This is a genomic window from Spirosoma agri (genome assembly GCF_010747415.1).
Lineage (GTDB): Bacteria > Bacteroidota > Bacteroidia > Cytophagales > Spirosomataceae > Spirosoma > Spirosoma agri.
On the sequence record NZ_JAAGNZ010000002.1, the window covers coordinates 954,482 to 980,397 of the forward strand.

The 25,916-nt window shown below is 49.8% G+C and carries 28 protein-coding genes; 16 read left to right on the forward strand and 12 right to left on the reverse strand.

All coding sequences use genetic code 11. The features are described from left to right. The first annotated feature begins 54 nt into the window (after positions 1 to 54). The 3 genes from GK091_RS20545 (at position 55) to GK091_RS20555 (ending at position 1,160) form a co-directional block, all read left to right on the forward strand. On the forward strand, positions 55 to 399 hold the full coding sequence (locus GK091_RS20545) for a hypothetical protein (RefSeq protein WP_164041755.1): 345 nt from the start codon (positions 55 to 57) through the stop codon (positions 397 to 399). A gap of 61 nt (positions 400 to 460) precedes the next feature. After that, a complete protein-coding gene (locus GK091_RS20550; protein ID WP_164041756.1) occupies positions 461 to 808 on the forward strand; it encodes a hypothetical protein in 348 nt (115 codons plus the stop codon). A gap of 1 nt (position 809) precedes the next feature. Further along, positions 810 to 1,160, forward strand: coding sequence for a hypothetical protein (locus GK091_RS20555; RefSeq protein ID WP_164041757.1), 351 nt, complete (start codon positions 810 to 812; stop codon positions 1,158 to 1,160). 79 nt (positions 1,161 to 1,239) lie between these two features. Here GK091_RS20555 and GK091_RS20560 read toward each other — a convergent pair whose 3' ends face one another. Both GK091_RS20560 and GK091_RS20565 read right to left on the reverse strand, forming a co-directional pair. Beyond that, positions 1,240 to 2,478: an FG-GAP repeat domain-containing protein gene (locus GK091_RS20560; RefSeq protein ID WP_164041758.1), complete on the reverse strand. Its 1,239-nt coding sequence runs from the start codon at positions 2,476 to 2,478 to the stop codon at positions 1,240 to 1,242. 87 nt (positions 2,479 to 2,565) lie between these two features. Beyond that, complete coding sequence (locus tag GK091_RS20565) at positions 2,566 to 3,435, reverse strand: SDR family NAD(P)-dependent oxidoreductase (protein ID WP_164041759.1); 870 nt, start codon at positions 3,433 to 3,435, stop codon at positions 2,566 to 2,568. Between the two features lie 153 nt (positions 3,436 to 3,588). Here GK091_RS20565 and GK091_RS20570 point away from each other — a divergent pair, with 153 nt between their 5' ends. The 3 genes from GK091_RS20570 (at position 3,589) to GK091_RS20580 (ending at position 7,865) form a co-directional block, all read left to right on the forward strand. Next, positions 3,589 to 4,155 carry a hypothetical protein gene (locus tag GK091_RS20570; protein WP_164041760.1) on the forward strand — a complete coding sequence of 189 codons (567 nt, stop codon included), beginning with the start codon at positions 3,589 to 3,591 and terminating at the stop codon, positions 4,153 to 4,155. 145 nt (positions 4,156 to 4,300) lie between these two features. Then, on the forward strand, positions 4,301 to 4,780 hold the full coding sequence (locus tag GK091_RS20575; RefSeq protein WP_164041761.1) for a hypothetical protein: 480 nt from the start codon (positions 4,301 to 4,303) through the stop codon (positions 4,778 to 4,780). Between the two features lie 106 nt (positions 4,781 to 4,886). Beyond that, complete coding sequence (locus tag GK091_RS20580; RefSeq protein WP_164041762.1) at positions 4,887 to 7,865, forward strand: DUF7149 domain-containing protein; 2,979 nt, start codon at positions 4,887 to 4,889, stop codon at positions 7,863 to 7,865. A gap of 161 nt (positions 7,866 to 8,026) precedes the next feature. Here the strand turns inward: GK091_RS20580 and GK091_RS20585 are convergent, their stop codons facing one another. Then, on the reverse strand, positions 8,027 to 9,310 hold the full coding sequence (locus tag GK091_RS20585) for a Gfo/Idh/MocA family protein (protein WP_164041763.1): 1,284 nt from the start codon (positions 9,308 to 9,310) through the stop codon (positions 8,027 to 8,029). A gap of 47 nt (positions 9,311 to 9,357) precedes the next feature. Next, the gene (locus tag GK091_RS20590) at positions 9,358 to 9,774 is read right to left on the reverse strand and encodes a hotdog fold thioesterase (protein ID WP_164041764.1); all 417 of its coding nucleotides are present in this window, start codon (positions 9,772 to 9,774) and stop codon (positions 9,358 to 9,360) included. 1 nt (position 9,775) lies between these two features. Between GK091_RS20590 and GK091_RS20595 the strand changes: the two genes are divergently transcribed. From GK091_RS20595 to GK091_RS20615, 5 genes are all read left to right on the forward strand, one after another. Then, positions 9,776 to 10,468, forward strand: a complete 693-nt coding sequence (locus GK091_RS20595; RefSeq protein ID WP_394351882.1) for a histidine phosphatase family protein — start codon at positions 9,776 to 9,778, stop codon at positions 10,466 to 10,468. A 234-nt stretch (positions 10,469 to 10,702) separates the two neighbouring features. Continuing rightward, on the forward strand, positions 10,703 to 11,728 hold the full coding sequence (locus tag GK091_RS20600) for a sensor histidine kinase (RefSeq protein WP_246202334.1): 1,026 nt from the start codon (positions 10,703 to 10,705) through the stop codon (positions 11,726 to 11,728). 107 nt (positions 11,729 to 11,835) lie between these two features. Continuing rightward, entirely contained in the window at positions 11,836 to 12,579 is a 744-nt protein-coding gene (locus tag GK091_RS20605; RefSeq protein ID WP_164041766.1) for a LytR/AlgR family response regulator transcription factor, read from the forward strand. 134 nt (positions 12,580 to 12,713) lie between these two features. Then, a complete protein-coding gene (locus tag GK091_RS20610; protein ID WP_164041767.1) occupies positions 12,714 to 13,511 on the forward strand; it encodes a DUF3298 and DUF4163 domain-containing protein in 798 nt (265 codons plus the stop codon). Between the two features lie 30 nt (positions 13,512 to 13,541). Further along, positions 13,542 to 13,832 (forward strand): hypothetical protein, encoded by a 291-nt coding sequence (locus tag GK091_RS20615; RefSeq protein ID WP_164041768.1) that lies wholly within the window; start codon positions 13,542 to 13,544, stop codon positions 13,830 to 13,832. 3 nt (positions 13,833 to 13,835) lie between these two features. Here GK091_RS20615 and GK091_RS20620 read toward each other — a convergent pair whose 3' ends face one another. Further along, positions 13,836 to 14,111, reverse strand: coding sequence for a globin family protein (locus tag GK091_RS20620; RefSeq protein WP_246202335.1), 276 nt, complete (start codon positions 14,109 to 14,111; stop codon positions 13,836 to 13,838). Between the two features lie 232 nt (positions 14,112 to 14,343). Next, on the reverse strand, positions 14,344 to 15,477 hold the full coding sequence (gene ald, locus GK091_RS20625; RefSeq protein ID WP_164041769.1) for an alanine dehydrogenase: 1,134 nt from the start codon (positions 15,475 to 15,477) through the stop codon (positions 14,344 to 14,346). Positions 15,478 to 15,651: 174 nt separating this feature from the next. Between ald and GK091_RS20630 the strand changes: the two genes are divergently transcribed. Then, the gene (locus tag GK091_RS20630; protein ID WP_164041770.1) at positions 15,652 to 16,116 is read left to right on the forward strand and encodes an Lrp/AsnC family transcriptional regulator; all 465 of its coding nucleotides are present in this window, start codon (positions 15,652 to 15,654) and stop codon (positions 16,114 to 16,116) included. A 119-nt stretch (positions 16,117 to 16,235) separates the two neighbouring features. On the opposite strand, the gene GK091_RS20635 is transcribed toward GK091_RS20630, so the two are convergent. From GK091_RS20635 to GK091_RS20655, 5 genes are all read right to left on the reverse strand, one after another. Beyond that, the gene (locus GK091_RS20635) at positions 16,236 to 17,372 is read right to left on the reverse strand and encodes an efflux RND transporter periplasmic adaptor subunit (RefSeq protein ID WP_246202336.1); all 1,137 of its coding nucleotides are present in this window, start codon (positions 17,370 to 17,372) and stop codon (positions 16,236 to 16,238) included. Between the two features lie 84 nt (positions 17,373 to 17,456). Beyond that, positions 17,457 to 18,845, reverse strand: a complete 1,389-nt coding sequence (locus tag GK091_RS20640; RefSeq protein ID WP_164041772.1) for a TolC family protein — start codon at positions 18,843 to 18,845, stop codon at positions 17,457 to 17,459. Between the two features lie 148 nt (positions 18,846 to 18,993). Next, on the reverse strand, positions 18,994 to 19,368 hold the full coding sequence (locus tag GK091_RS20645) for a YtxH domain-containing protein (RefSeq protein WP_164041773.1): 375 nt from the start codon (positions 19,366 to 19,368) through the stop codon (positions 18,994 to 18,996). Positions 19,369 to 19,404: 36 nt separating this feature from the next. After that, a complete protein-coding gene (locus GK091_RS20650; RefSeq protein ID WP_164041774.1) occupies positions 19,405 to 19,656 on the reverse strand; it encodes a YtxH domain-containing protein in 252 nt (83 codons plus the stop codon). A 447-nt stretch (positions 19,657 to 20,103) separates the two neighbouring features. Continuing rightward, on the reverse strand, positions 20,104 to 20,265 hold the full coding sequence (locus tag GK091_RS20655) for a lmo0937 family membrane protein (protein WP_164041775.1): 162 nt from the start codon (positions 20,263 to 20,265) through the stop codon (positions 20,104 to 20,106). A gap of 431 nt (positions 20,266 to 20,696) precedes the next feature. Between GK091_RS20655 and GK091_RS20660 the strand changes: the two genes are divergently transcribed. Both GK091_RS20660 and GK091_RS20665 read left to right on the forward strand, forming a co-directional pair. Then, a complete protein-coding gene (locus GK091_RS20660) occupies positions 20,697 to 21,110 on the forward strand; it encodes a response regulator transcription factor (protein ID WP_164042946.1) in 414 nt (137 codons plus the stop codon). Positions 21,111 to 21,201: 91 nt separating this feature from the next. Beyond that, positions 21,202 to 22,668 carry a sigma-54-dependent transcriptional regulator gene (locus GK091_RS20665; RefSeq protein WP_164041776.1) on the forward strand — a complete coding sequence of 489 codons (1,467 nt, stop codon included), beginning with the start codon at positions 21,202 to 21,204 and terminating at the stop codon, positions 22,666 to 22,668. Between the two features lie 53 nt (positions 22,669 to 22,721). On the opposite strand, the gene GK091_RS20670 is transcribed toward GK091_RS20665, so the two are convergent. Then, complete coding sequence (locus GK091_RS20670) at positions 22,722 to 23,366, reverse strand: porin family protein (RefSeq protein ID WP_164041777.1); 645 nt, start codon at positions 23,364 to 23,366, stop codon at positions 22,722 to 22,724. A gap of 526 nt (positions 23,367 to 23,892) precedes the next feature. Here GK091_RS20670 and GK091_RS20675 point away from each other — a divergent pair. Next, the gene (locus GK091_RS20675; RefSeq protein ID WP_164041778.1) at positions 23,893 to 24,312 is read left to right on the forward strand and encodes a response regulator; all 420 of its coding nucleotides are present in this window, start codon (positions 23,893 to 23,895) and stop codon (positions 24,310 to 24,312) included. A 91-nt stretch (positions 24,313 to 24,403) separates the two neighbouring features. Next, entirely contained in the window at positions 24,404 to 25,879 is a 1,476-nt protein-coding gene (locus GK091_RS20680) for a hybrid sensor histidine kinase/response regulator (protein WP_164041779.1), read from the forward strand. The last annotated feature ends 37 nt before the right edge of the window (positions 25,880 to 25,916 follow it).

Sequence of the window (25,916 nt, forward strand, 5' to 3'; positions counted from 1 at the left end):
GTACGGTGCCTGGGCGATGAACGACAAACTATACCGATTAAACGACCGACCAAAATGGGATCGAACATATTAGAAGAACGGATGCTTCAGGATACGCTGGCTACCTTCCGTGAAGGGAGTGAGTCGACTATTTCGACAGCGCAGGGAGTAATGTTGATTGATGGCTGGCTACAGGCGTTGCAGGGGGATTCGAATCTGGATCTGCTTGAGGCTGAGCTTACCGAACTTCGGGAAGAATTACAGAGCGGGCAACCCGACGAGACGCGTGTGCGGACGTTAATGACGAGTCTGGCCGATAAAACGCAGGCTGTTGCCGAAGGGCCGAATTCGGAAGGTACCTGGACGGGCGGTCTGGAAAGTCTGTCAAAGATCCTGCGCAATTTCGCGGACAAGATCTAACCGGTGGCGGTCTGTTTATAAGTAATCTGTTCGTCAGAATCAATAGTTAATTCACTACAACATGGAAACACAAACCACACTCGAGCACCGGATGCTCAACGATACACTGGGCGCATTTGGTGAGGGAAAAACAACCGTTTTATCGGCCGAACAGGGCATTCTGCTTCTGGAAGGATGGCTGAATGCCTTACAGGGTGATATCGGTGCCGAACGAATCCTGGCTGAACTGGCCGAATTGCGCAACCACATCAAGCAGGATGATTATGACAATGAAAAAATTCGTCATTTACTCCTGAGCCTGGCCAGTCACACCTCGACCCTGTCGCATGAACCACGGGTCGATCTGACAACGGCGGGGCAACTGAAACAGTTAGTCAATGCCTTACGAAACTTTAGCAGCCAACTCTGATATGCTATCACACGAAAAATCAACTGATCTGCTCGACTCCACCATGGATGTGTTGGGAGCTGACAGTACGACATCAACCCCGCAAAGTGGTACGGGTCTTATCGACGAGTGGCTGGAAGAACTCCGGAAGGCCGAAAATGCCACCGAGATAACGGCTACGCTTGAACAGGTAAAAACCCAGTTGGAAAGCGGACAGGTCAACGCGACCGAGTTGAGTCAGTTATTTGACACGCTGGCTACCCAAACTGCTGAATTCAGCACCCTTATGGGGTCGGAAGGCGATATTGCACCCCGGCTCGAAGGATTGTCGTCAGCCTTGCGCTCGCTGTCCGGACAATTAGGAAACCAGTAAAATTCCCCCTCACCGACCCGTCGGACCGTCCCAATCCCTCTCCCGTTTTGGTGCGGTCCGACGGGTCGGTGAGGGCTCGTTATTTCCGTTGATTCCAGTAGATCAGTACGTTCAGTGTTGCCCGGCCCGATGCGATGATATCCAGATCACCGTCGCCGTCGAGGTCAGCAGCCTGCATGTCTTCACAAGCCATCCGAACGCTGTCGTCCAGTATGTAGCCCTCCATATTTCCCGGATCTTTGGGCTTGAAGAGACGAATGCCAACTTTCTCCGCTGCGTTCGGATTGCGCCAGCCAGCTATGATCTGATCACTACCGATGCCCAGAAAGTCACCGCAGACAAGCGCGTGTCCCTGACTGAGTATGTCGGTGAGCACATCGACTTCTTTATCGGCCCCTCTTACCTGTGATTTTTTGAACGAGTAAGCCCCGCTTTCTACCTGTAGTACATTCCCGTGCATTGGCTGGATTGTCGCAATGGCACGGCCTCCGTTCAACCGCCGGATTTCGCCGATGCCTTCCACGCCCTTGTTCAGGAGGGGCAGCGTATTCCCGGCGGCTTCATCGTCAACGGCCTGCCACATCTTCCCCTTCCACGCGAAAATAGCTCCGCCTTCTTTTCCTGCAACGATCACGCCCGTAGCTGAACCATTTTCGCCATCCTCCCAAATCTCGAAATTATGGGTCAAATGCATGGTAGAGTCGACCAGGTGACGTTTCCACGGTGCGCGCGGATTGGCCGGAAATTCGTAGCCCCATATCCGAACACCCCGTCCCTCACCATTTTTATTGCCCAACCCGTGTAGCGGAACAACAATCAGTTGGTAGCTGGCCTTGCCCACTCTCGCCCAGCGCATCCGATGGGTTGTCACTTCGTGGGGCAGACGTATCGCTTCCCAGCGTTGCATGGGATCTTTTGGACGAAGAAGGTAAAAGACAGCTCCTGACTTCGTGCTGTCGCTGGTTTCGGCGGGGTTCCAGCCAGCGCCCACGGCTACTTCCACGCGTCCGTCGCCATCCAGGTCGCGGGCGGCAATGCAGACGTTATCCTGCGGGGTCAGGTTCTCGGCCATGACATGCCGTTTCCAGGAACTGGTTTTGTCGCCCGGATTCTGATACCATACGATTTCCTTCTGGTCGGCGAGCAAAATATCGGGCCGCTTGTCGCCGTCAACATCACCAATCGCCAGCCCATAGCCAATATCGATCTGATTATCGACTACCTGGATCTTGAAATTAGGCTCGGTCGTTTGCGCCGTGCTGAGTTGGGCGACGAACAGGAACGAGGCTGAAAGATGGAAAAGAAAGGACGTTTTCATGGATGAGTCGGTTAAGGGCTGGTGGCTTCGCTACTGATTGGCCGTGTATTGTTTTTTCGAAGAGCGCGTTTACGGCAGATATTGGACTCACGTCGATTCGCGTTTCGCTTGCAGGCCACTCACTTTGCCGAGGCCCCAGTCCAGCCACCGGTCGGGCACTAAGCGGGGAAGTATCCAGCCCGTTAGTTTACCCGGCACTAGCGCATACCGGGTTTTGGGATGCGCTGTTTCGTGAATATGTACGATGCGTTCGCCGAGGTAATCGATCGAAAAACCCCGGCTTTCGGCGGCTTCGACCTGTTTTAAAAACCATTGCATCGCCGGGTAGTAAATGCTGTCTTTATAGGCACTGATATCCGTTCCTTTAGCCCAGATCGGGGTTTTGACAGCTCCCGGCCCAACAATGATCACCTCGATACCAAACAGCTTCAGCTCGCGTCGCAAACTATGCGATAGTCCTTCGACGGCGTGTTTTGAGCCGACATACGCACCCATGAACGGAATGGCGACCTGCCCGTTCACGGAACTGATATTCTGAATCCGGCCCGGCTGAACGGGATGATTCGCGCGTGCACCAAGCAGGGGCAGAAACGCCTGCGTAACCTGGAGTAATCCCAGCACGTTGACCTCAAAATGGCTCCGTATCGTCTCCAGCGGTTGAAGTTGTAGTGGGCCCCCAATAGCAATGCCTGCGTTGTTGATCAGCCCGCCCAGACCGCTGCCCTCTAACCGGTCCGTGAGCAAATGGGCAGCTTCAGAAACAGCCGTTGCATCGGTCACGTCGAAGAGTAGTGGGACGAATTTGTCGCCAAACTCAGTCTGTAGCCGGTCCGCATCTGCTTGATGGCGAACACTTCCGAAGACCGTGTAGCCACGCCGAACAAACTGACTGGTTGCACCATAGCCGATGCCCGTTGAGACACCAGTGATGAGAATGTTTTTGCTGACGGGTTTCATGCTGTAAACATACCCATAATCCGGCTCAACAAACGATCGAAAATTGACGTTATGCTGTTAATTTATGACTGAGTAAAGTAGGGAACAGGCGACTGGTTTTTCGACGCCCGCTTTGGCTAATTTATTAATTTGCACTTCGCCACTTGATTGATTATGCAGGACATTGAACCCTTCTACGGCTGGGAAAAATATTATTCGTCGTCGGACGACGAGCGATCTCCGTTTCACGAACGGGAGTATAATATGCAGCAGTATGAGAACAACATATACGGCTACTATATTCATCCGCTATGGGACGAGATTGGTTCGGAAACGCTGTATTGCAAGATTTTATTTGCCAACTACGACCGCCAATTTGTGGTGATCGAGCTTTTCGGGGAGTGGAACGACACGCTGCACAACGACATTATGTTTCTGAAACGACAGGTTGTAGACCTGCTCGTGTATGAGGGGATCAAGTACTTCATCCTGATCTGCGAAAATGTGCTTAACTTCCACGGTTCCGATGACAGCTATTATGAGGAATGGTTTGAGGATGTGGAAGATGGCTGGATTGCGGCTATTCATTCGCCGGAGTTTATTGAACGCGAATGGAAGAAATACCACCTGGATTATTACATCAATTTTGGTGGTACGCTCGACATTGCCAACTGGCGGACCTTAAAGCCGGCAAACCTGTTCGAGCTGGTCAATGGTCTGATTGTTCGGCGGTTGGGGTAAGAATGTCTGAACGGGTAGGGTGTACGCCTTTCTTCCGGCGTTATTGCCATCCCCGTTCTACTCTTTCCCTTCTTCCCTTTCTCGTAGGTTCTGTGTTTATTTCCCGTCAATTTTCGCTCAGTATCAACAGCCCACAACGAATCGCATGGAAAACAACGCACAAAAAGCAGCCGCTGAAGACGTACAGGCGGCAAAAACGACGACTGCCGAGAAATTTGAGTCGTTTAAAGCCGACGCGGGTAAACACCTGAACGATGCTGCCGTTCAGCTTGATGAATTGAAAGAGAAGCTGGTTGCACAAGCCCAGGAGTTCGGAAAAGATATTGATGTTGACGGCATAAAAGCGAAAGCAACGGAGCATTTCGAGGCCGTCAAAGTATCGACCTCCGAGAATCTGGCTACGCTGCAAGCCCAGGCCGAAACGATTTTTGCGGCAGCGTCTGCTAAGGCCGATGAATTGTCGAATGTCGCTGAGGATAAGTTTGACGATATGAAGGCCGAAGCATCCGTGCATCTGGAAGCGGCCCAGGTTAAACTCGATGAGCTGAAAGCTGAAGCCGCGCTCCAGATCGAAGAAGCCAAAGAAAAGGCGAAAGGCATCTGGAGTCAACTGTTTGGTAAGTAACAGCTAGACGCGTAGAACACAGCGAGTAGACGGAAGCGGATAGAAATAACGCTATGGACACCGCGTACTCTCTGTGTTCTCTTTGTTTACGATTAAATTTGCCTTTATGAGGCTCCAACTTCGTAAACCTTCTCAGGCACTCGACAAAGCATATGCCCGGCAGCCCCTACCACAGGAGCAACTGGATGGTTTTCGACAAGCATTGGCGAAGCTGTTTGCGAGGGTTGACGAGAACGAATCCGAAGCGCATCAGCAAACGATCGTCGCGGATTTTCTGCGCGAATTAGTCCCCGCCAACACGTATCGGGTTGCTGTCGGGGAGGCTATTGACTTGATTGTTCAGGCTGAGCCGGTTCCCTCAGGAATGACGAATGAAACGGTGTCTACGGCGGTCATCGAAACCCGGAAGGTGTTTGCGGGTGAGATGATGACACCCCTGAAAAACAACGTCAGAGCCCTTCATGAGCTGATTTTGTCTTATTTCGAGAATGCTGAGCGGGAATCACCCAATGCCGTTTGTCAATTAGTTATCACCGACGTTTATAACTGGTTCCTTTTCGACGAACTCGATTTTCGCCGGTTCTTCTACGACAATGTTCGGCTCAAAAAGCTGTTCCAGATCCGGCAGCAGCAAAAAAAAAGCGATACCTATTTCTTCACCGAAACGGCACGTATCCTGCGTGACCTCGACGCTGAAGTACCGGTTACCTACCTGAATCTGCGGGAAGTCGCCGATACGCTTACGCTTTTGCCGGAACAGAGTAACCGCTTACTGGTTCCTGTAGTCAAGCTTTTTTCGCCTGCGCACCTGCTCAAACAGCCGTTCAGTAGCGGGACCGATGCCTTCAATCAACGGTTTTATGAAGAGTTACTGCACATCATCGGTATCCATGAACAGTCAGTTAAGAAATCGGGTAGCCGCTTACAGCGATTGCCCGAAACTGAACGGTCGGCAGGCTCGCTGTTAGAAAACACCATAACCCAACTACGGACCCATAGCGTACTGGCGGGTCTGGATGATGCCGATAGGTACGGAGAAGCCGAAGAGGACCAGCTTATTGCGGTCGGTCTGGAACTGTGTCTGACCTGGCTTACGCGCGTGTTTTTTCTGAAAGTCAACGAACAACTGTTTCCTAGGGGGCTGCCTGCTGTTCGCAATTTTGCCGAGCTGAACGAGCTATTTTTCGACGTGATAACTGTGCCCGATGAGCAGCGCTCGGACGATGTGAGTGCCCGTTTTGGCGAGGTTCTTCATCTGAACTGTCCGCTGTTTATCGAAACGGAGCTTGAGCGAAAGACTATTACCATCCGTACGCTTGCCGATACGCTCGAACTGCCCCGCTTTGCGCAAACCGTTGTGGCTAACGCCGATAGTGACGTAGCGCAAACGACGACGCTTGACTACCTGCTAACGTTTCTGGATGGCTACGATTTCTCTACGAAACCGTTACTCGTGGTCCGGGAAACGGACAGACCGCGAATTAGTGCTGCCATTTTGGGCATCGTTTTTGAGAAAATTGATAATCAGTATACCGGTTCGCTGATTCCCGGCAGAATTGTTACGCACATGGTTCGCCATACCATTCGCCAGGCGGCCGTTTCGGTCTTTTCCGCCCTTCCGGAATTGGCAGCTGAAGCAGGACAAATGACCACCGTTGATGTACTAAAAACCTATATCGGGCAATTTCACGAGCCGGATTCACTGTTGCATGTCAACGCGGTTATCAATCGTCTGCGTATCGTTGACCCCGCCGTTGGTAGCGGTCGTTTTCTGGTTTCAGCGCTGAACGAACTGATCGCCCTCAAAGCGGAGCTTGGCCTGCTGATCGATCATGATGGCCAACGTATTCACCGGCTTGACGTGAGCGTAGTTGACGACGAACTGCTGATCACCAATGCGAGTGGCGAGTTGTTTTCGTATGCCTTGGAGGACGATACCGTTACGAGTTTTTCCGCATTGGAAAGACAGCGTATTCAGCAAACGATTTTTCGGGAAAAGCAAACGCTTCTTGAAAACTGCCTTTTCGGTGTTGATCGTAAGGCGGTGTCAATCAATTTCTGTCAATTCCGGTTATGGACTGAATTATTAAAAAGCACATTTTTTGTAGAGACCGGTCGGAATGCCGCATCACCGCCAGTGCGGCAATCCCTTGCCGGTCCGCCAGTACGGTCTCCTGACCAGATGGTTTCATTGCTGACGTACAATAAAGCTTACGCGCAGGAGACCGCACCGGCGGTGATGCGGCATTCCGACCGGTCTCTACAAATTACCACCAATCTAAAAATCGGTGATGCACTGGTGTCGCGCTTTGAGCCGAATTTTCAGGGGGATGGTCTGAAGATGCAGAGTCGGAATGATTTTTTGAGTGAGATCAAGCGGTACAAGGCTGCTGCACTGGCTTACAAACAAAGCTGGGAAGCGACCGAAAAAGAGCAAATCCATACCCATATTCAGGAAATTGAGTCTGCTTTACATCTGCTGTCTCCCGTTGACCAAAAAGAAACGGTAGCCATTCGTCGGCTCGAAGCCAGATTGGCGCAGTCGGCCCTGCCTTTTGATGTAGCGGGTCAGGAGGAACGATTACAGAAACTGGTCAATCAGCTGGCCGTACAAAAGAAGGCATTGACTGATAAACGACGGCTGTTCGAGCAGGCAGTTGAGTGGCGTTATGTGTTTCCCGAAGTGCTCGATGATTCGGGTAATTACGTGGGGTTTGACGCTGTGTTAGGTTATCCGCCCGTTATCCGTTCCGAGGGTTTCGCCCGCGTGAAAACGTATTTTCAACGAGCGTTTCCTAACGCATACTCCAGTAAAGCCGACCCGTATGCACTGCTTGTGGAGTTAGGTATGAAGTTGCTCAAACCGGGTGGTGAGCTTGTCTACTGGCTTCCAACAAACTGGCTGAAATCCGGAAACGCTGGTAAATTACGCGACTGGTTGAGTACCTGGTCCGCCCCGGCAGTTGACCATGCAGAATCGCTACCGCCGATTGACAATGCTGACATGCAACGTATGCTGATCATTCAGAAGACTACACCCGCCACTGCACCACCAAATCAGCCGAATCTCGGCGATACGGCATAGCGTTAATCCGGAGCTAAGAATTGAGCAGTGTTTTGGCTGGGCCAATCGCCAGCTTAGTCCGTCAACCCATGCACTAAGGCGAATCTGGCGCTTATCCCAACCAGACTGGCGATTCTTTACTTGGGTAGTGCTCTATTTTGACCGTTCTCGACAGTCAGCGGTTAAATCAAGTCCCATTCCTTCCGGTATTCCCGAAACAGCAGCGCATTGGCGGCTGCGTTGTGTCTGAATTTCTCTTTGCGGGCGTTCCACTCCAGCGGCTGACCGAGTCGGTACGAAATCAGGCCAAGGTGCATGGGCATCGTCATTTGTCGGGCGTAGGCTAGGTTCGACTCCGGTTGCTTGCGTGATTTTACGGAATTGATGAAGTTCTGCTGATGACCCGGCGACCGTTCGAGCGTGATTGGAATGTCGGTAATGTCGTTCATGACCACGCCGTTGATCGTAATCTCGCGGGTGTTGTAATCGCAGAGCAACGTTCCTTTGTCACCCTCGAAATAAGCGCCGATACCCCGTTTTTCGGCACCCGGCACGTTGGGCGGGATGCTGGTCCAGTGTAGGTTCAGACCGTCGAATTCGTAATCAATATCGATCCATTTGGGCGCGTCGCCAATACCTTCGGGCGCTTCACCCTTCGCCGAAATACGTTTCAGACCAGTCGGGTTGATGGCCCACCAGACAACATCGGCGATGTGACACCAGAAATCCTGAAACACGCCACCCGAATAATCGAGAAAATAACGGTACGTAAAATGACAACGTTCTGGTGTGTAGAGCGAAACGGGGGCTGGTCCCTGCCACATGTCCCAATTGAGCGTCGATGGTGGCGTCTGATAAGTCGCCGGTCCAAGTACGGGCGGGAAGCCAGTTTTCCAGAGCCGTACCGTATGCACTTTGCCAATGGCCCCGCTCTGTATAAGTTCGACAACGCGATGGTAGTTATCGCCCGCGTGAATTTGGGTGCCCAGCTGAAAAATGCGATCGTAGCGATTCAGCGCCTTCAGCATTTTTTGTCCCTCGCGGACGCTGTAGGAAAGCGGCTTCTCGCCGTACACGTCTTTTCCCGCCTGAAAGGCCATAATCGCAATCTGCGCGTGCCAGTGGTCAGGCGTTGCGCAGGTGATTGCATCGATGTCGGAGCGGTCGAGGAGGTGACGGAAGTCGGCGTAGGTTTTGGCTGTCGTGTTTGGCGTTATTTTCCGGAGCGTGTCCAGTGATTTGGCCAGGTGTGTTTCGTCCAGATCGCACAGACCGACAACCTCTACTTCGGGCAGATTGGCAAACCAGTTAAGGTGATTTGTGCCCATGCCGTTGAGGCCAATGTGGGCTACCCGCACGCGGTCGCTGGGCGCTACGTTGCGCTTCTGACCGGGAAAGAGGGCAAAACCAAGCGCAGCCGCGCTACTTTGTTTAATAAAATCCCGGCGAGTGGTTTGACTGGTCATACGGCAGAGGGGACGGGCTTAATCGATACGGTCGGTTCACTATCTGGTTACGCGTTGATGATAGCAATAGTCAGTCGGCTGACGCACACAAGCTTTCCGTTTTCGTCTGTGATGCGAATGTCCCAGATATGGGTTGTGCGGCCAATATGAATGGGCGTACAGCGGCCATATACCCAGCCGGATCGGACTGACCGAATGTGATTGGCATTGATTTCTAACCCAACGGCTCGCTGTTTCGATGGATCATCGAGCAGCATGTACGATGCGACGCTACCGAGCGATTCGGCCAGAACAACCGACGCACCCCCGTGTAAAATGCCAAATGGCTGGTGCGTGCGGCCATCTACAGGCATCCGGGCGATCAGATACCCTTCGCCCGCTTCGGTAAACTCAATACCCAGATGGTTGACGATTGAGTCGGCATGAGCAAACTCAAGGTTACTCAGGTCAAAGCCTGCTTTCATAATGCCGCGAATTTTGTTAATTTTGCACCCGAATACAACGGAAGACAAAGCTAAGAGCTTGCAACAAAAAACCATCTATTTAATTCGCCACGGCGAAACCGATTTTAATCGGCGGGGCGTGGTGCAGGGAAGTGGCGTTGACTCCGATCTCAATGAGATGGGTCGCGCGCAGGCCATGGCGTTTTTCCAGGCCTATCAGCACGTTCCCTTCCAGAAAGTTTACATTTCTGGCCTTCAGCGAACCTACCAGACCGTCGAGTCCTTTATTGAACTTGGCATTCCATACGAGAAACAGACCGGTCTGAACGAGATCAGCTGGGGCATCATGGAAGGCAAGGTTCCGGGAAATACCGACAACGAATATTACCGCAATCTGATCGAGTCGTGGTCGTCGGGCAATACGGCGCTACCAACCGATGGGGGGGAAAGTCCCGACGAGGTGGCGGCCCGTCAGAAGGTGGCTATCGATGCGATTCTGTCGCGTCCAAACGAAGAGACGGTGCTGGTTGCGATGCACGGCAGGGCCATGCGGATTTTACTTTGCTGGCTCACGGCAAAACCCCTGGCCATGATGGATCAGTTCGAGCATAGCAATCTGTGTCTTTACAAACTCCGCTACGAGTACGGCAGCAACACGTTTACAATTGACGTCGCCAACGACACGTCGCACCTGCTGACGCTGGCTCTGGTGTGACCGCAGTGATCGGGAGTGGTGACTGACGCGAAATTGGGCAGCAAGGTCAACCTGTTTTTATCCGTCCTTATTTCCTTTTCTCCTTTTCCTCTTCCTTTGGTGTAGTTATCCCGAAAGTTGAGTTAAAATCTTGTACATTCGCTCATCGTCCGGCAAGGGATGATCGATGGAATGAGCACATCAAAGCAAAAAATATATTGGTTCTGCCAGTTCTTCGGTTGGTTTCTACTGACCATGGTGGAGTATCTGGCCTATCTGTTGCAGGATGGGTTCGATATTAATGTTCTTTATTTAGCCATTGCCAACATTTTTCTTGGAATTACCTTAACCCACCTGTACCGGCTCATGATTCGGCGCTGGAATTGGGTCCGGTTGCCCTTTTTTCGGCTTGCCCCCCGCGTTTTGCTGTCAGTGCTGGTTATGGCATCGATCATGACCATGCTGAACCTGCCAATCGATCGGCTGCTGGTGCCGCAGCGTATGGTCGAAGAACCCTGGCTGTTGATCGGCTATATCATGAGCTTTGGCAAGACCATGCTGGCCTGGGTACTCAGCTATACGGCTTATCATTATGTTGAAGAGAACCGGAATGCCGAAATCGAGCGTATTCTGCTTAAAACCAGCATTCGGGAGACGGAAGCCAAAGTGCTCCGGTCGCAGCTGAATCCGCACTTCGTGTTTAATGCACTGAACAGCATCCGGGCGTTGGTCTACGAAAACCCCACCAAAGCGCAGCTGAGCATCACGCAGTTGTCGAGCCTGCTCCGCAATTCATTACTGGCCGACCGGCGAAAAACGGTTGAACTGCGTGAAGAGATCAAAACGGTCGAAGATTACCTGGCCCTTGAAAAAGTCCGCTATGAAGAGCGACTGGCCTGCCAGATCAATCTAGACAGCCGGACACTGTTCTGGCAGGTGCCGCCCATGATGCTTCAGACGTTGGTCGAAAATGCAATCAAGCACGGCGTTTCTACCGCAATAGGGGGAGGTTTTGTTGAGGTTCAGTCAACGATTGTGGCCGATAAACTGCATATTTCTATCCGGAATACGGGGGTACTAGGCGATAAGGAAGCATCGGGCGGCTTTGGACTGGCCAATACGGCTCAGCGGCTCGAACTGCTTTATGGTCCTGAAGCTACCTTCCGGATTTTTCAGGAAGAAGACCACTACGACGGGCCGGTTGTTTGCGCCGAAATCACCATTCCTACTCAGTCCGAGGGAATATTCCGGCGTGAGAAAGTAAAAAATGGTGAGTTATAAGCAGCTATCAGCAGTATACGATAACTAATAAATCACGAATGATGAATGACTCGATCCGGTGACACCTTCACGCCCGAGACAAGCCGTTATCATTCACTATCTCCCTTATGAAGACCCTTATCATTGACGACGAGCGGCTGGCCCGCAACGAACTACGCCGGTTGCTGGAGAACTTCCCCAAAATTCAGATTATCGGTGAAGCGGCCAACGCAGATGAAGCCTTGCCGATGATCGAAGAACTGGAGCCAGAACTGCTGTTCCTCGATATTCAGATGCCGGGGAAAAATGGGTTCGAGTTGTTACAGGCCATCGAAGGCAAAACACCGGAAGTTATTTTTACTACGGCCTTCGATGAATACGCCATCAAAGCCTTTGAGTTCAACGCGCTCGATTACCTGCTCAAACCCGTTGAACTGGGCCGTTTGTCGGAAGCGATACACCGCGTTGAAGAGGAGCAGCAACATGCGGCAGAAGCGGCCGGTCCTGGTGCCTCTATTGGGGGCGCTACCAAAATTCTGGGTGAGAACGATCAGGTGTTTGTGAAAGACGGGGAAAAGTGCTGGTTTGTCAAGCTGGGTAAAGTGCGGTTGTTCGAATCGATGGGTAACTACGTTCGTCTGTACTTCGACGACCAGAAACCGTTGGTACTGAAGTCGCTCAACGCGTTAGAGGATCGGCTAAATCCGGCCACATTTTTCCGGGCAAACCGTAAGCATATCATCAATCTGCAATGGATCGAGAAAATTGAACCCTGGTTTAGTGGTGGCTTACTGGTTACGTTACGCGGAGGAGATAAAATTGAAATTAGTCGTCGTCAGGCAATACGATTTAAAGATTTATTAAGTTTGTAGGTCGAGCGACTGTGGTGATAGGTTATTGGTAATCGGTTATTAGATTATTAGTCTACTAAATAGGGCATTGCCTGTATTGCCCAGTTGCTGTACTACTAATTTACTCAACACCTGATTACTACACATTCCCTCGCATGAAGTATCTTCTCGCTGCGTTTCTTTTAAGCTCAGTAAGTTTAACGGTATCCTGTACGCGTTTTAAAGCCGGACCGCCACTTCTGGAGCGTAAACAGTATAACCTTGCCGGAGCGAGTACCTGTGATACGACCATTAACAAAGGCGTCGATGTGTCGGTGTCGTATTTCGTACTTAGCGAAGAGTCGGAGGCTGCCCGTACGATCAACGATAGTATGCAGCAGATAAGTGCTGGCAGCATCGTGGGCTGGCTCGACAGCGCGACTGTCGCGAATAACCCCGACGTGCGTACTGATATCAATAAAGCCGCGACCTTATTTGCGACCGACTACGAATCCATGATGAAAGATATGGATAAGTTGGGTGGTTGCTGGGAGTTGAAAACCACGGCTGATACGGTCTACACGGGTCCAAACGCCATTACGATCAAAGTGGAGACGTTTGCCTACACGGGCGGAGCGCATCCCAATTCTAACCTGGCCTTCTATACCTTCGATCGGGAAACGGGCAAAACACTGGCGCTGAACGATCTGATCTCCGATACAACGGCTTTGCTCGGTGTCGTCGAAAAAGCGTTCCGAAAACAGCAGGATCTGCGACCGCAGTATAATCTGGAGGAGCGCGGTTATTTCCTGCGGGACGGTCGGTTCTTTCTACCCGCTAATGTTGGTGTGGGTCGTGATGGGCTGATCTTCTACTATAATCCGTACGAGATAGCCGCCTACGCTGTTGGGCCAATTGAAGTGACGGTGCCGTATGAACAACTCAATGGAATCATGCGCGGCACCTGGTATTAACTCCATTAAACGGTAGCATCCTCTGATAGTATGACGTTCGATCAATTCACCGCCACACTCGACAAACCACAGCCACCCGCCGGGCTGTCGCCACTGCTCCAGGCGCTCTGGTACGATGCGCAGGGAAATTGGGAAGCCGCCCATAACGTTGCCCAAACCCGAGAAGGCGAAAAGTCTTATGATCGCATCCATGCGTATCTGCACCGAAAAGAAGGTGACCGTTTTAATGCTAATTACTGGTATCGTCGGGCGGGGGTATCGTTCTTCGATGGATCGCTGGAAGAGGAGTGGGCCATTCTGGTCAAGCAATTGCTGGCGTAGCCCTCACGGAACATAAGGTCCACCTGTTTCGCCCCAGCCCCACTTGGGCATTGGCGCATCGATTGCTTCACCAATCGTATTGGTATTCGAGTTGATGACTGCTAATCGCGAGCCCCACTCCAGATAACCTACCAGCGCGGAGCGAAATTCCGGATTGTCGGGCATACCGACCTCATCGGCAGCTTCCTGAATCAGCGTGACCCACCGACGACGTTGCGATTCGGTCAGGTGCTTGCCAAGGTGGTGGTGAATCATGTCATAATGACTGCCTTGCTTCAAGCTTTTCCATTCCGCCCGCCCATTCGCATAAAGTTGGGATCGTCGCTTTTGGTCCTGTTTCCATCTGGTTACTAATTAATTCCATACAAGATACGTGGATTTGGTGCAAAAAAAGGCCGCTCCCTAAACGGGAACGGCCTGCGTCTGTCGATGAATAAGTAATAAGTTAGAACAGGTCGGGAAGTTGTAAAACAACGCCCTTTAGCCTGTTTCTGAATTCTTTAATCTGAGTCTAGTTGGCCAGTTCTTCTTCCGATAATACCTCACTGACAGGAGTCAATGGTAGACCGAACGCATCAGCTACACCTTGATAAACAACCTTGCCGTCCACTACATTCAGACCCAGTTGCAGGTCCATATTGTCGCGACAAGCCTGTTGCCAGCCTTTATTGGCCAGTTGCAGCGCATAAGGCAGCGTAGCGTTCGTCAAAGCCAATGTGCTGGTATAGGGCACAGCTCCCGGCATGTTGGCAACGCAATAGTGCACAACGCCATCGATAATGAACGTAGGATCTTCGTGCGTAGTTGGCCGACAGGTTTCAATGCACCCCCCCTGATCAACGGCTACGTCGACCAGTACCGTACCAGGCCGCATCAACGTTAGCATATCGCGGGTGATCAGGTGCGGTGCCTTCGCGCCCGGAATCAATACCGCGCCAACGATCAGATCGCAGACCTTGATCATATCACGGATATTGTATTCGTTCGACATCATTGTCTGCACGTTTGGCGGCATGATGTCCGACAGGTAACGCAACCGTGCCAGGCTAACGTCCATGATGGTGACATGAGCCCCTAGACCGGCCGCCATTTTAGCCGCCTGCGTACCAACGATGCCACCACCCAGAATCAGTACGTTAGCCGGTTTTACGCCCGGTACGCCACCGAGCAGGATGCCACGGCCCTTAAGCGGTTTTTCGAGGTATTTAGCGCCTTCCTGAATAGCCATCCGGCCCGCTACTTCCGACATGGGAACCAGCAGCGGCAAGCTACGATCCGGACGTTCAACGGTTTCGTAAGCCAGGCAAACGGCTCCTTTCGCCAGCATCGCCTGCGTCAACTCTTCCGATGAGGCAAAGTGGAAGTAGGTGAACAGCAACTGGTCTTCTTTGATAAGATCGTACTCAGAGGCTATCGGCTCTTTCACCTTCATAATCATTTCCGCAATGCCGTATACTTCCTCGATTGATGGAAGCATAATGGCACCCGCCGAAATATATTCTTCGTCCTCAAAACCACTACCTTCGCCAGCGTTGACCTGTACGTAAACCGTATGGCCATGTTTGCGAAGCTCGGTTACACCAGCCGGTGTTAAAGCAACTCGGTTTTCATTGTTTTTGATTTCCTTAGGAACACCAATAACCATGCTGTTTCGGACGTTAAAATTTGTTAGTTAGTAAGGTATACAAAGGTAAGTTGACCGGGAGTATTTTCTAACTACTACTCCCTTTTTGGGAAATATGGCTTCCTGTCTATATATTAGCAGGAAATTGTCCTGATAGTATACCGTTTTTCTGACTGCTACCGTACCAATTTCCCTATGGTTAATTTAGATTCGACAGACCGTAAAATACTGGGCCTTTTACAGGAGAATGCCCGGCTGACGATTCAGGAAATCGGGCAGCGGATCAATCTGTCCAAAACACCGGTTCACGAGCGCATTAAACGGCTCGAACGCGAAGGGGTCATTGATCGCTACGTGACAATTCTGGACAAGAAAAAACTGGGGAATATACTGATGGTGTATTGCCAAGTAACACTGGATCGGCAAACGCGCGATGCGTTTGCGGACTTTGATGCCGCTGTACGCGAGCTACCGGAGGTGCTGGAGTGCAATCGGGTATCGGGAACGTTCGATTACCTGCTAAAAATCGTTAGCCGGGACATGGAAACATATAACCGGTTTCATCAGGAACGATTGTCCGTCATTCCGGGTATGCTGCATATAAACAGCTTTTTCGTTATGGCAGAAATGAAAAATTCCACTGTCGTACCAGTCGGATGATTCGTTCAGCCAGACTAATAAAAAAAGGTTTATCCCACAGAGGCACAGAGAACACAGAGATGTAAAATACGTACCTCCGTGTTCTTTGTGCTTCTGTGGGATAATCGTGCGCCGGTAGTTTAGTTGCCTAATGCATTGTAGATCAACAATTGATTGGTCGTTACAACACGATCGCCGGGAGTCAGGCCACTCGTGAGGAACGTTTTCTGTCCAACCGTTTTATAAATGTTTACCTCGCGTACTGTAGGCTGATTCTCTTTGTTGACCGCCACAACGAAGTTGCGATTCTTGTCGAAGACGACGGCACCCGCCGGAACCATCACACGCTTGTGGCGACCCGCATACGTTACACTGACATTCGCGAACATCTCCGGTTTCAACCGGTAGTCGGCGTTGTCGAGCGTGACACGTACTTTGAGCGTCTTACTATCAGGGTCGAGCACGTTAAAAATCTTGTCGATACGGCCATGAAAAATCTTGTCGGGGTAGGAGAGGGTCGTGATGGTTGTCGGATCGCCTTCGTGTACGTTCGAGAGATCGGATTCATACACATTGGCCATAACCCAAACCCGGTCCAGATTCGAGATAGTAAATAAATTTTCCGGATCATCCGAGCGAAGCTCCATGCCCGGCGACGCTGTCTTTTCCACGACAAACCCACTCATGGGCGCTTTCACCACATACACCGAGCCATTGCCGCCCAGAATCCGGCGTCGCTCGGTCACCCGATTGACTTCACCCTTAGCCGCCAGCAACTGTTCCTTGCTGGCTACCAGCTCGCGCTGCGAACTCAATCCAGCCTGAGACATATCTTCAGTCACCTGTAGATTTTTCTGCGCCACCGACAATTGGCCACGGGCGGCTATTCCCTGTTGCTCGAGGTCAGCCAGATCGCCCGACCGGATCACGGCCAACGTTTGCCCTTTTTTTACAAAATCGCCTAAATCAGCTTTTATCGATTCGATATGGCCGCCCACTAACGGAAACACTTTGACGACCTGATCCTGATTGAACGTTATTTTTCCAGTCAGGTTGAGTTCGTTAACCGCATTTTCCAGACGGGCCGTATCAAAATGGGCCGTTGCCAGCAAATTCGTTTCCTTGCGTTCGGTCGGGGTTGTCTCGTCGGATTTGGCCGAGGATCCACAGCTGCTAAGACCACCCACAAGTAGCAAGCCTGCCAGCGCAGCCAGCGCCCGTTGCCGTGGTTTAGTAGTTGCCGTCGCGTGAATTAAAAAACCGAAAGCAGAAGTCATTGGTTTATCGATGCTTAGTCCCAATCGATCACGAATTTTAAGCGGTCGGGAACACGGTACTATGAAGGGGTATCTTTTCATGATTTACTTTTGAAAGGGGTTGGTTCCGACCGCAAAGTTTACTTCCTCCATACTTTGCATACGATCATTCTGAAGTTGAGCAAACTGGATTTGGCTACTCTTATAGGAGTCGAAAAAGTCAAGAAACTCAACGACATCAATATTTTGCTTCTTGTAATTTGTCGTCACACCGTCTATGAGTCGGCCAAAATCATCGTTGAAACGCTGGTCGAATGTGCGGTAGAGTTGTTCAGTCTGAACTGCTTTCGTAAAGGCTTTCTCAACATCGCTATCGACCTGTAAAACATACGCTGACATTAGTTGCTGGCTGCTCTGGATGCGAACTTTGGCCGCCTGAATGTTTCCTTGGTTTTTATTAAGTACGGGTAAACTGATCCCCACGCCGACGCCGAAATAATTCGGAATATAACTGCCATTGCGGTCGTATGTCCCCTGGAGCGTCAGATCGGGAACGGCCATGGCGCGTTGTAATGTCAGGTTCTGCTGCTCCTGCTTTGCCAGATCGCGGTAACCTTTCAAATCGAACCGATTCTGTTCGGCTAGTTGCACCAATGTGCTTACGTTTAGGCTGTTGATCGTGAAGCGGTCGAGTGCTTCGGGAGCGACTACCGGCTGAATGGCAGCTGTCGGGCTGGTATTCAGCAATACGACCAAGTCAGCCTGATCGTCGATCAGTCGGCGGAGTAACTGCTGCCGTTCGGTGGTCAGGCTAAAGAGGTAGGCCTTTAAGCGGGTCAAATCTTTTAACGGTACATTGCCCTTATCAAATTGCTGTTGATACAGAGAAACCGTCTGCTGAAGCGTGGCAATTTCCTGGTTATAGACGTTCAGCGTTTGACGAGCGTAGAACAAATCGTAAAACGTCGTGTGAAGCTGATAGGTAAGGGTGCGCAGCAGGTCGTAAAATCGGTCGGCGGCTAATTCTGTGTTTGTTCTGGCGATGGCGAGTTGTTTGTTCCGTTTGCCCGCCAGCCTGATCAGTTGCTGGACTTGTACAACCTGCTGGGCATTGGTCTGTTTAAACGGCAACAACTCCCTAGTTTGCTGGTTATATGGCATCGTCTCAACATAAACGGCTGGATTGACCCGTAACTGCGACTGAATTTCGTAGGCTTTGTTTTCGCTGATACCTAGTTGGGTAGCCAGAACGGTTAGATTGTGAGCCTTGAACTGCTCATCTGCCTGATTGATGGTCAGCTTCAGCGTATCGGTAGGCGGGAGCGCGGGCGGATTGGTATTGATAACCGGCGTTTGCGCAAACGAACGGCCAACTGATAAACTCAGGGCGACACCTACCGCCAGGGCGGTATGAAATGAAGGAAAACGAATCGATAGTATGCGCAGGACCATGTTGAACAATGTGGGTAGCACTATGTCAACAGCAAAGGTCATCAGACGCAATTAAAGGCTGCTTAAACCGGAATTAAAAGGCAGTTAAACGTTTGCGTAAACCACGAACGCCGTAAACGAACAACGACCTGCTCCATAACTGGAACAGGTCGCTGCAATTTTCAAGACGTTGAGTATAGTAAATTCGGTACTAGCTGACTTTAATCGAATCTTTTGAATCTTCAACACCAGCTTTCGCGTCGTCGGCTAGTTCGTCAACTTTATTGTTGTATTTCGTGGCAAAGTCGTCTTTCTTATCGTTGATCGTTTCCTGGGCTTGATCTTTGTATTGATTATACTGATCTTTTGCTTTGTCAGCATACTGACCAACCTGAGACTTTGCCTGCTCAAATCCTTCTTTCACCTGTGAAACACCTTTTTGAAGCTGATCTTTAAGACCGTCAGTGCGTTTGCTGGCTTCTTCAGTTAACTTATCCCGCGTTTCTTTACCACTCCGGGGAGCTGTAAGAATACCAATAACAACGCCAGTGATTATGCCCGTTAGAAAATCTCTTGTGCTTCTCATGTTTTTATTCAATTTAGGTGATTGGTGACTTTTTAATTAGTAGTTAGCTTTCTTCTTCACTTTGCTGACGACATCCTGCGTTTTCTCAGAAGCATTATCAACATAGTCGTTATACTGGCTACGAATGTTATCCAAACCAGACTGCAACTGATCCTGAAGATCTTTGAAGAACGAATCTGACTCAGACGTGATCCGCTTGCGGGTTTTCTTGCCGCTTTCAGGTGCAAGTAAAAGACCAACAACAGCGCCAACGGCTAATCCAACTACTATTCCGGGTAACGATTTCATGATTTCTCAGATTTAGTGTGTGACTGATTACTCCTTTTGCTTATTACTCCTTTTGCTTAGAAAAATCTGTACCAGAACGCTGTAAATAAACTAAGTTGATGATTTATAGAGAGTTAGTGTTTATGTCTCGCCGTTAAGTAAAGAGACGATGTGAGGATTATTTTCTACAAAGGGCCCCAATAGTTCCTCACCCCATTTCAGCGACAAGGGCCATTCCCTGTATGATTAATGAATCAGCTACGACGACGAAGGCGCTTTAAGTTGATGAACGGATTGGTCCAACAACAAAAAATCCCCACGCTCAACTTGGCGTAGGGATTCCGTACCCACCGTAACTTGTACTTAACCTAAAATGATATTACCTAGATCTTACTCTGACTAGGTATGTTCTGTATGTCTTTGAATCCAAAACTATGGATGAAAAGGTAGTAATTGATGATGAGCGCCTTAAACACCTCTTCCTTGAACTAGGCGCAAAATGACTGCAATAACTGCAATAACCAGTAACACGTGAATCAAATTACCCAGACCAAAACTACCAAATCCTATGAAGCCAAGGAGCCAGATAATGACCAACACAACGGCTATTATATACAGCAAATTTCCCATGACGTTGTTGAGTAAATCAGAGCTGATTGTCTCGCACTTGTCATTCTTAGTAGAAAAAGTTATGCCAAAAGGATCACCCTACCTAAAATCGAAACAAAACATATCTTAGTGCGTTGTAAATGAGCATCTAGTCAGCAGAACAGCGCAGATCGTATTGTATAGATTTAGCCAATAATGCATAGTGAAGTTGTAGACTAAATTCTACAGTTGTAGAAATAGCGTGAAAAAATGCCCCACTCTACAAACGGGGTTGATGGATAAGATCGGCTTTGTAGCCCGATTTACTGGCCGCTCAAAAAACGTAAACTGCCTATAATGTGGGCTTTACTAAGTATATATACGTTTTCGGTAAGTGCCTGACATTCTTCGGCATAGATTTATATATAAAGTAAGAGGATCGATCCATAGGATTAATTGTAGTAACAGCGATGATGGGAGTTAGCACCAGACCAAAGTTTAGGCCAGCCATAGTGAATACAGCCACCAGTACGAAGAGGATTCTGATTATTGACGACGAAGCGGATATTTGTTTATTATTGTCAGGCCTACTTCGGAAGCTTGGTTATATTCCAACTTGCGCTCATTTTATTGAAGAAGGCCGTCAGTGTTTGAACACACAGAAATTCGACGCTATTTTTCTGGACCTGAACCTGCCCGATGGGATTGGCTTTGATCTACTGCCGTTTATCAAAGAAGATCAGGCACAAGCCAAGATAATCATGATAAGCGCCTTCGACGGACAGGCGGAACGTAAGCGGGCTACGGAACAGGGAGCCGACTATTTTGTAGGAAAACCATTCACGCGTCGCTCGGTTGAACTGGCTTTGCAAACCATTCAGGTTTGAGTATCTTTGTTTATGTAGCCGGGAGCATCATTCTCGACCATTCATTCGTTACTAATTGGCATAGGTTGTTCGAATCGGCTGCTACTACTTCATGGAAAAGATTTTAATCGTTGACGATAACAATGATATATGCCTGCTTCTTGAGCGTTTTCTGAGTAAGCAAGGTTATAAAACGGCGTCGGTCCAACGGGGTGAGGACGGTCTCGTTTTACTACGGAAAGAATCGTTCGAACTGGTTATCTGTGACTTCAAATTACCTGATATTGACGGTTTAGAGATGTTGCGCCGGATAAAGGTATTACACCCCTCAACGGCTGTTATAATAATTACGGGCTATTCTGATGTGCGGGTTGCGGTTCAAACCGTCAAACACGGAGCTTATGATTATGTTACCAAGCCCCTTTACCCCGATGAGATCCTGTATACGATTAAGAGTGCGCTCGAACGTCGTCTTCAATCGCTGAGTCAGCCGGCCGACTCGTCTGCATCGGCTGCAACTGCAACGTCGGTGAAGCCGACCAGAGCGGCCAAAAGTCTCATCGCACCCGATGGCAAACGATTCATCTTCGGCAAGAGCCGGGTGGCCGAACAACTTCAGAAGCATATTGATCTGATTGCTCCGACGGATATGTCGGTCATCATTACTGGCGAAACCGGCACGGGTAAAGAGTTTGTCGCTAATGCGATTCACCTCAAAAGTAAACGCGCCGATAAGCCGTTCGTCGCCATCGACTGTGGCGCACTAAGTAAAGACCTAGCAGGTAGTGAGCTGTTTGGCCACGTCAAGGGCTCATTTACAGGGGCGATGGCCGATAAAGCCGGTAGCTTCGAGTTTGCTAATGGCGGAACGTTGTTTCTGGATGAAATCGGTAACCTGTCGTACGATAATCAGATCAAGCTGTTACGGGTTCTCCAGGAGCGTAAAATTCGGCGGATTGGGTCTAACCAGGATATTGCCGTTGACGTACGGATCATCGTCGCTACGAATGAGGATCTGCGCGAAGCCGTTCGGCAGGGACGATTCCGGGAAGATATCTACCATCGGATTGCTGAGTTTGAGATTCATCTGGCCCCCCTTCGCGAACGCAAGGCGGATGTGATGATCTTCGCCGAACATTTTCTGGAGCTGGCCAATCAGCAATTGGAGAAAGACATTATCGGTTTCAATGACGAAGCGAAGGAGAAGTTAAAAGAATACTTTTGGCATGGCAACCTTCGTGAACTACAGAATGTGGTGAAACGCTCTGTATTGCTTACGCAGGGTGACTACATAGAGGCCGATGTGTTGCCGCAAGAAATTGTTACTCCTCAGTACTTGACGGCTTCAGATACATTGAGCAATGGGGCTCAGGTAAGCTATGACGTGGCTCGTCCCGGTGTTCCGGTCATTAGTCAGTCAGCGGCTAATCTGAAATCGGTTTCCGAAAATGCAGAACGGGCTGCCATCCTGAAAGTACTCGAAAAGACGGGCTACAACAAGACAAAGGCTGCTGAAGTCCTGAACATTGATCGTAAAACGCTTTACAATAAGCTCAAAGCGTATGATATTCATTTGTAGGTCAAAAAAGTAGGGGGTGGACCGATAATTCGATTCACCCCCTGCTTTTTGACTTAGTTGATGCTGAAACCTACCGAAAGTAGACCTACTCCGTTTTTCGCGTTACCCAGTACTGTACGAGCAGCCCCCGTGTTCGCAATATTTTGAAAGCCTTGCGCATACCTTGCACCAATGAATGCTTTTCCGAAATAGACATTCAGTCCACCGGCCAGACCATAATCGACTTTATTGAAGTTATCGCGGTTAATCGCTGATGTGCCAGAGCCAAAATCGCCGTTTGAGTTAACGTTGGAATTCAGTAGGTAAGAAACATAGGGACCTGCCTGCAATTCAACCGATTGGCCTAGCTTGAATGTAGCCAGAACCGGTAGTTCGGCGTAGTTGAGCCGGAAGGTGTTTTTTCCGTTGAAGCCCAGAACGTTATAATCGGCTGATGCACCCTTCGTGGTATACAATAACTCCGGTTGAATGGCAAAGAACTCGCCAATAGGTGCCTGCGCAAACACACCAAGGTGAAAGCCGATCCGTTCATTTTTGTTCGCTACACCCTGACTGTCATAATAAAGTGAACTTGCGTTTAAACCACCCTTGATACCCGCCCGAACTTTGCCTTGGGCCACCGCTTCGGTTGACGTTGACACGTAAGTACCAATCGTTAGGATAGCTGCTGTAAAGAGAGTACTTGCTGAGATTTTCATAGTGTTGAATGTTGGACTTTGTAGCAGGAACACGTCCCGTTGCCGGACTCACCGTTAAAAATTCGTGCCAGATTCGGCAAAAATTTCGGTTAGTTACTGTGTTTGTCTGTATTTCAGGGCCTTTGGGAATTTTGTGTTTAATTGGACTTTTCTAATTTGTTCCTCTGTCAGCGAATAGTGCGGACCTGTTTCCACAGAATAGGGAATAAACGTTCATAGTAAGGGTCAATTTGGTTCATCCTCTTGTTTCGGGGTAAAATTAGCCTGCTGGTGAACGTTACTTGTCAGGCAAGGCGAATAGTAATAGGTAATCAGAATGAGGTGTGGCGTTAGTACTTTGTTCGTTGTGAACACGTTATAGCTGACAGTTTTTCTTTACTTTTGATAACGGTAACTACGTCTAAACAGCACGATGCCAGTTGATAAGGTTGTCATGTGTGCGACTTGCCTCTCGGCGATAACTACCGCCAGGTTTTCTTACCCGTAACTGCTTGATTTTAATTGTATGAGTCTGAAATCTACTGCGATGACTGTGCTTATTGCCGACGACGATGCCGATGATCGCATGCTTCTGGAGCAGGCAATGCGACAGAATGGCTACGACAAACAGATTAAGTTCGTTGAAGATGGCGAACAACTCATGGAGTATATGAGACGGGAGGGGCGATTTACTGAGCAAACGGCTCCCTGGCCCAGCCTGTTGATTCTAGATCTGAATATGCCTCGTAAAAACGGCTTTCAGGCACTTACTGAAATCAAAGCTGATCCGGCACTCCGGCGTTTGCCAATCGTGGTCATGACAACATCATCGACCGACGAGGATGTGATCAGAAGTTATAATCTGGGCGTTAACTCGTTTATAACAAAACCGTTTAGTTTCAATCGGATGGTTGAAATGATAGGTGCCCTTAAAACGTATTGGATGGATACGGTAAAGTTACCTTAGGCGATTAGGCTGCGTCTTAAGAGTATCAATTAAAGAAAGTTGACTAGTTCATGATATAAGCCCAAACTGTGGGGGATAACCCGAAAATTGTATGACTGCCGAACCTACTCTCAACGTATCTATAAAAAATGACATTATCCGCGTTCTTCTGATCGAAGACGATGAGGATGACTACATGCTTACCAAAGCACTTGTATCGGCTCGCGAAAACGCAAACATTAAACTCGACTGGGTCGATAGCTATGAGCGGGGCTTGGAAGCCCTCGAACAGAACGATCACGACGTTTATCTGATCGATTATCGGCTGGGCCACCATACGGGTATTCATCTTATTCAGGAAGCGTTTCGACTCGGATGCCGCGCACCGATGATCCTGCTGACGGGTCAGGACGATCTGACGGTCGATCAGTCGGCGCTCGAACTTGGGGCGGCTGATTATCTGGTAAAAGGTCGAATCGATGCGCAACTGCTGGGACGCAGTATTCGGTACGCGCTTCGGCAAGCCAGTGTGCTGGCTGAGGTGGCCGAGAAAGAAAATAAATACCGTTCACTCTTTGAGCGCTCGATCGATGCTATTTTCGTTGCTGATGAACAGCTGCGCTTTCAGGATGCTAACCCGTCCGTAGAGCGGCTGCTGGGCTATAGTCGCGATGAACTGCGCAAACTGAAACCCGCCCGACTTTTCACAGAACTGGATTTCCTGCGTGAGCTGCGCTTTAACGTCCGTGAGCATGGGCAGATCAAAGACTTTGAGACGACGCTGATCAGTAAAAGTGGCCGTAAACGGATTTGCCTGATCTCTGTCTGGGCCGTAGAAGACAGAGCCGGTCTGCCCGAATGGTATCAGGGCATTGTTCGTGATATTACCGATCAGAAACGGGCACAGCAGGATTTGATCCTGGCTGAGAAGCTAACCATGACGGGCAAGATTGCCCGCAGTATTGCTCACGAAGTCCGGAATCCGCTGACCAACCTGAGCCTGGCGCTGGAACAACTCAAAGATGAGCTGGAAATGGATAATGAGTATGTGACGATGTTCACGGACATTATCGGTCGAAACGTGGATCGTATCGGGCAACTCATCACCGAGATGCTCAACTCGTCTAAACCCCGCGAACTTGAGCGCCGTCGGCAAGATTTTAACGACGTCGTGAAAGCTACGCTTCAGTTCATCAGCGATCGCATTAAGTTGAAACGGATGCGTCTTGACGTGCACTACTCGACAGACGATTGCAGCGCGCTTATCGACAAAGAGCAGGTGAAAACTGCGCTGGTCAATATTCTTGTCAATGCGGTTGAAGCGATGGAAGAAGGGAAAGGAATGCTGACCGTGAAAACGGGCTGTACCGAAGACAGTCGGGTGTACGTAGAGGTCGCCGATAATGGCGGAGGCATCACCGAAGCGGACAGAAAACGACTCTTCGATCCATTTTTTACGGGGAAATCTGGCGGTATGGGCCTGGGTCTGACGGCCACGCAAAACATAATCAATGGCCATAAGGGCTCCATTGAAGTAGACAGTCTGGTCGGGCACGGAACTACGTTCCGACTCTATTTTCCTAAATAACTTGTTGCTGCTGGCTGGTAGACATCGGACAGGGAAT

Coding starts and splice junctions, on each gene's coding strand:
- GK091_RS20665 (WP_164041776.1), top strand. CDS start 21,202: ATGGAAAAGATTTTAATCGTTGACGATAACAATGATATATGCCTGCTT.
- GK091_RS20595 (WP_394351882.1), top strand. CDS start 9,776: ATGCCGCGAATTTTGTTAATTTTGCACCCGAATACAACGGAAGACAAA.
- GK091_RS20645 (WP_164041773.1), bottom strand. CDS start 19,368: ATGAGAAGCACAAGAGATTTTCTAACGGGCATAATCACTGGCGTTGTT.
- GK091_RS20545 (WP_164041755.1), top strand. CDS start 55: ATGGGATCGAACATATTAGAAGAACGGATGCTTCAGGATACGCTGGCT.
- GK091_RS20570 (WP_164041760.1), top strand. CDS start 3,589: ATGCAGGACATTGAACCCTTCTACGGCTGGGAAAAATATTATTCGTCG.
- GK091_RS20660 (WP_164042946.1), top strand. CDS start 20,697: ATGGGAGTTAGCACCAGACCAAAGTTTAGGCCAGCCATAGTGAATACA.
- GK091_RS20565 (WP_164041759.1), bottom strand. CDS start 3,435: ATGAAACCCGTCAGCAAAAACATTCTCATCACTGGTGTCTCAACGGGC.
- GK091_RS20615 (WP_164041768.1), top strand. CDS start 13,542: ATGACGTTCGATCAATTCACCGCCACACTCGACAAACCACAGCCACCC.
- GK091_RS20655 (WP_164041775.1), bottom strand. CDS start 20,265: ATGGGAAATTTGCTGTATATAATAGCCGTTGTGTTGGTCATTATCTGG.
- GK091_RS20555 (WP_164041757.1), top strand. CDS start 810: ATGCTATCACACGAAAAATCAACTGATCTGCTCGACTCCACCATGGAT.
- GK091_RS20640 (WP_164041772.1), bottom strand. CDS start 18,845: ATGACCTTTGCTGTTGACATAGTGCTACCCACATTGTTCAACATGGTC.
- GK091_RS20635 (WP_246202336.1), bottom strand. CDS start 17,372: ATGACTTCTGCTTTCGGTTTTTTAATTCACGCGACGGCAACTACTAAA.
- GK091_RS20630 (WP_164041770.1), top strand. CDS start 15,652: ATGGTTAATTTAGATTCGACAGACCGTAAAATACTGGGCCTTTTACAG.
- GK091_RS20650 (WP_164041774.1), bottom strand. CDS start 19,656: ATGAAATCGTTACCCGGAATAGTAGTTGGATTAGCCGTTGGCGCTGTT.
- GK091_RS20590 (WP_164041764.1), bottom strand. CDS start 9,774: ATGAAAGCAGGCTTTGACCTGAGTAACCTTGAGTTTGCTCATGCCGAC.
- ald (WP_164041769.1), bottom strand. CDS start 15,477: ATGGTTATTGGTGTTCCTAAGGAAATCAAAAACAATGAAAACCGAGTT.
- GK091_RS20585 (WP_164041763.1), bottom strand. CDS start 9,310: ATGACCAGTCAAACCACTCGCCGGGATTTTATTAAACAAAGTAGCGCG.
- GK091_RS20605 (WP_164041766.1), top strand. CDS start 11,836: ATGAAGACCCTTATCATTGACGACGAGCGGCTGGCCCGCAACGAACTA.
- GK091_RS20575 (WP_164041761.1), top strand. CDS start 4,301: ATGGAAAACAACGCACAAAAAGCAGCCGCTGAAGACGTACAGGCGGCA.
- GK091_RS20580 (WP_164041762.1), top strand. CDS start 4,887: ATGAGGCTCCAACTTCGTAAACCTTCTCAGGCACTCGACAAAGCATAT.
- GK091_RS20550 (WP_164041756.1), top strand. CDS start 461: ATGGAAACACAAACCACACTCGAGCACCGGATGCTCAACGATACACTG.
- GK091_RS20675 (WP_164041778.1), top strand. CDS start 23,893: ATGACTGTGCTTATTGCCGACGACGATGCCGATGATCGCATGCTTCTG.
- GK091_RS20610 (WP_164041767.1), top strand. CDS start 12,714: ATGAAGTATCTTCTCGCTGCGTTTCTTTTAAGCTCAGTAAGTTTAACG.
- GK091_RS20680 (WP_164041779.1), top strand. CDS start 24,404: ATGACTGCCGAACCTACTCTCAACGTATCTATAAAAAATGACATTATC.
- GK091_RS20670 (WP_164041777.1), bottom strand. CDS start 23,366: ATGAAAATCTCAGCAAGTACTCTCTTTACAGCAGCTATCCTAACGATT.
- GK091_RS20600 (WP_246202334.1), top strand. CDS start 10,703: ATGGTGGAGTATCTGGCCTATCTGTTGCAGGATGGGTTCGATATTAAT.
- GK091_RS20560 (WP_164041758.1), bottom strand. CDS start 2,478: ATGAAAACGTCCTTTCTTTTCCATCTTTCAGCCTCGTTCCTGTTCGTC.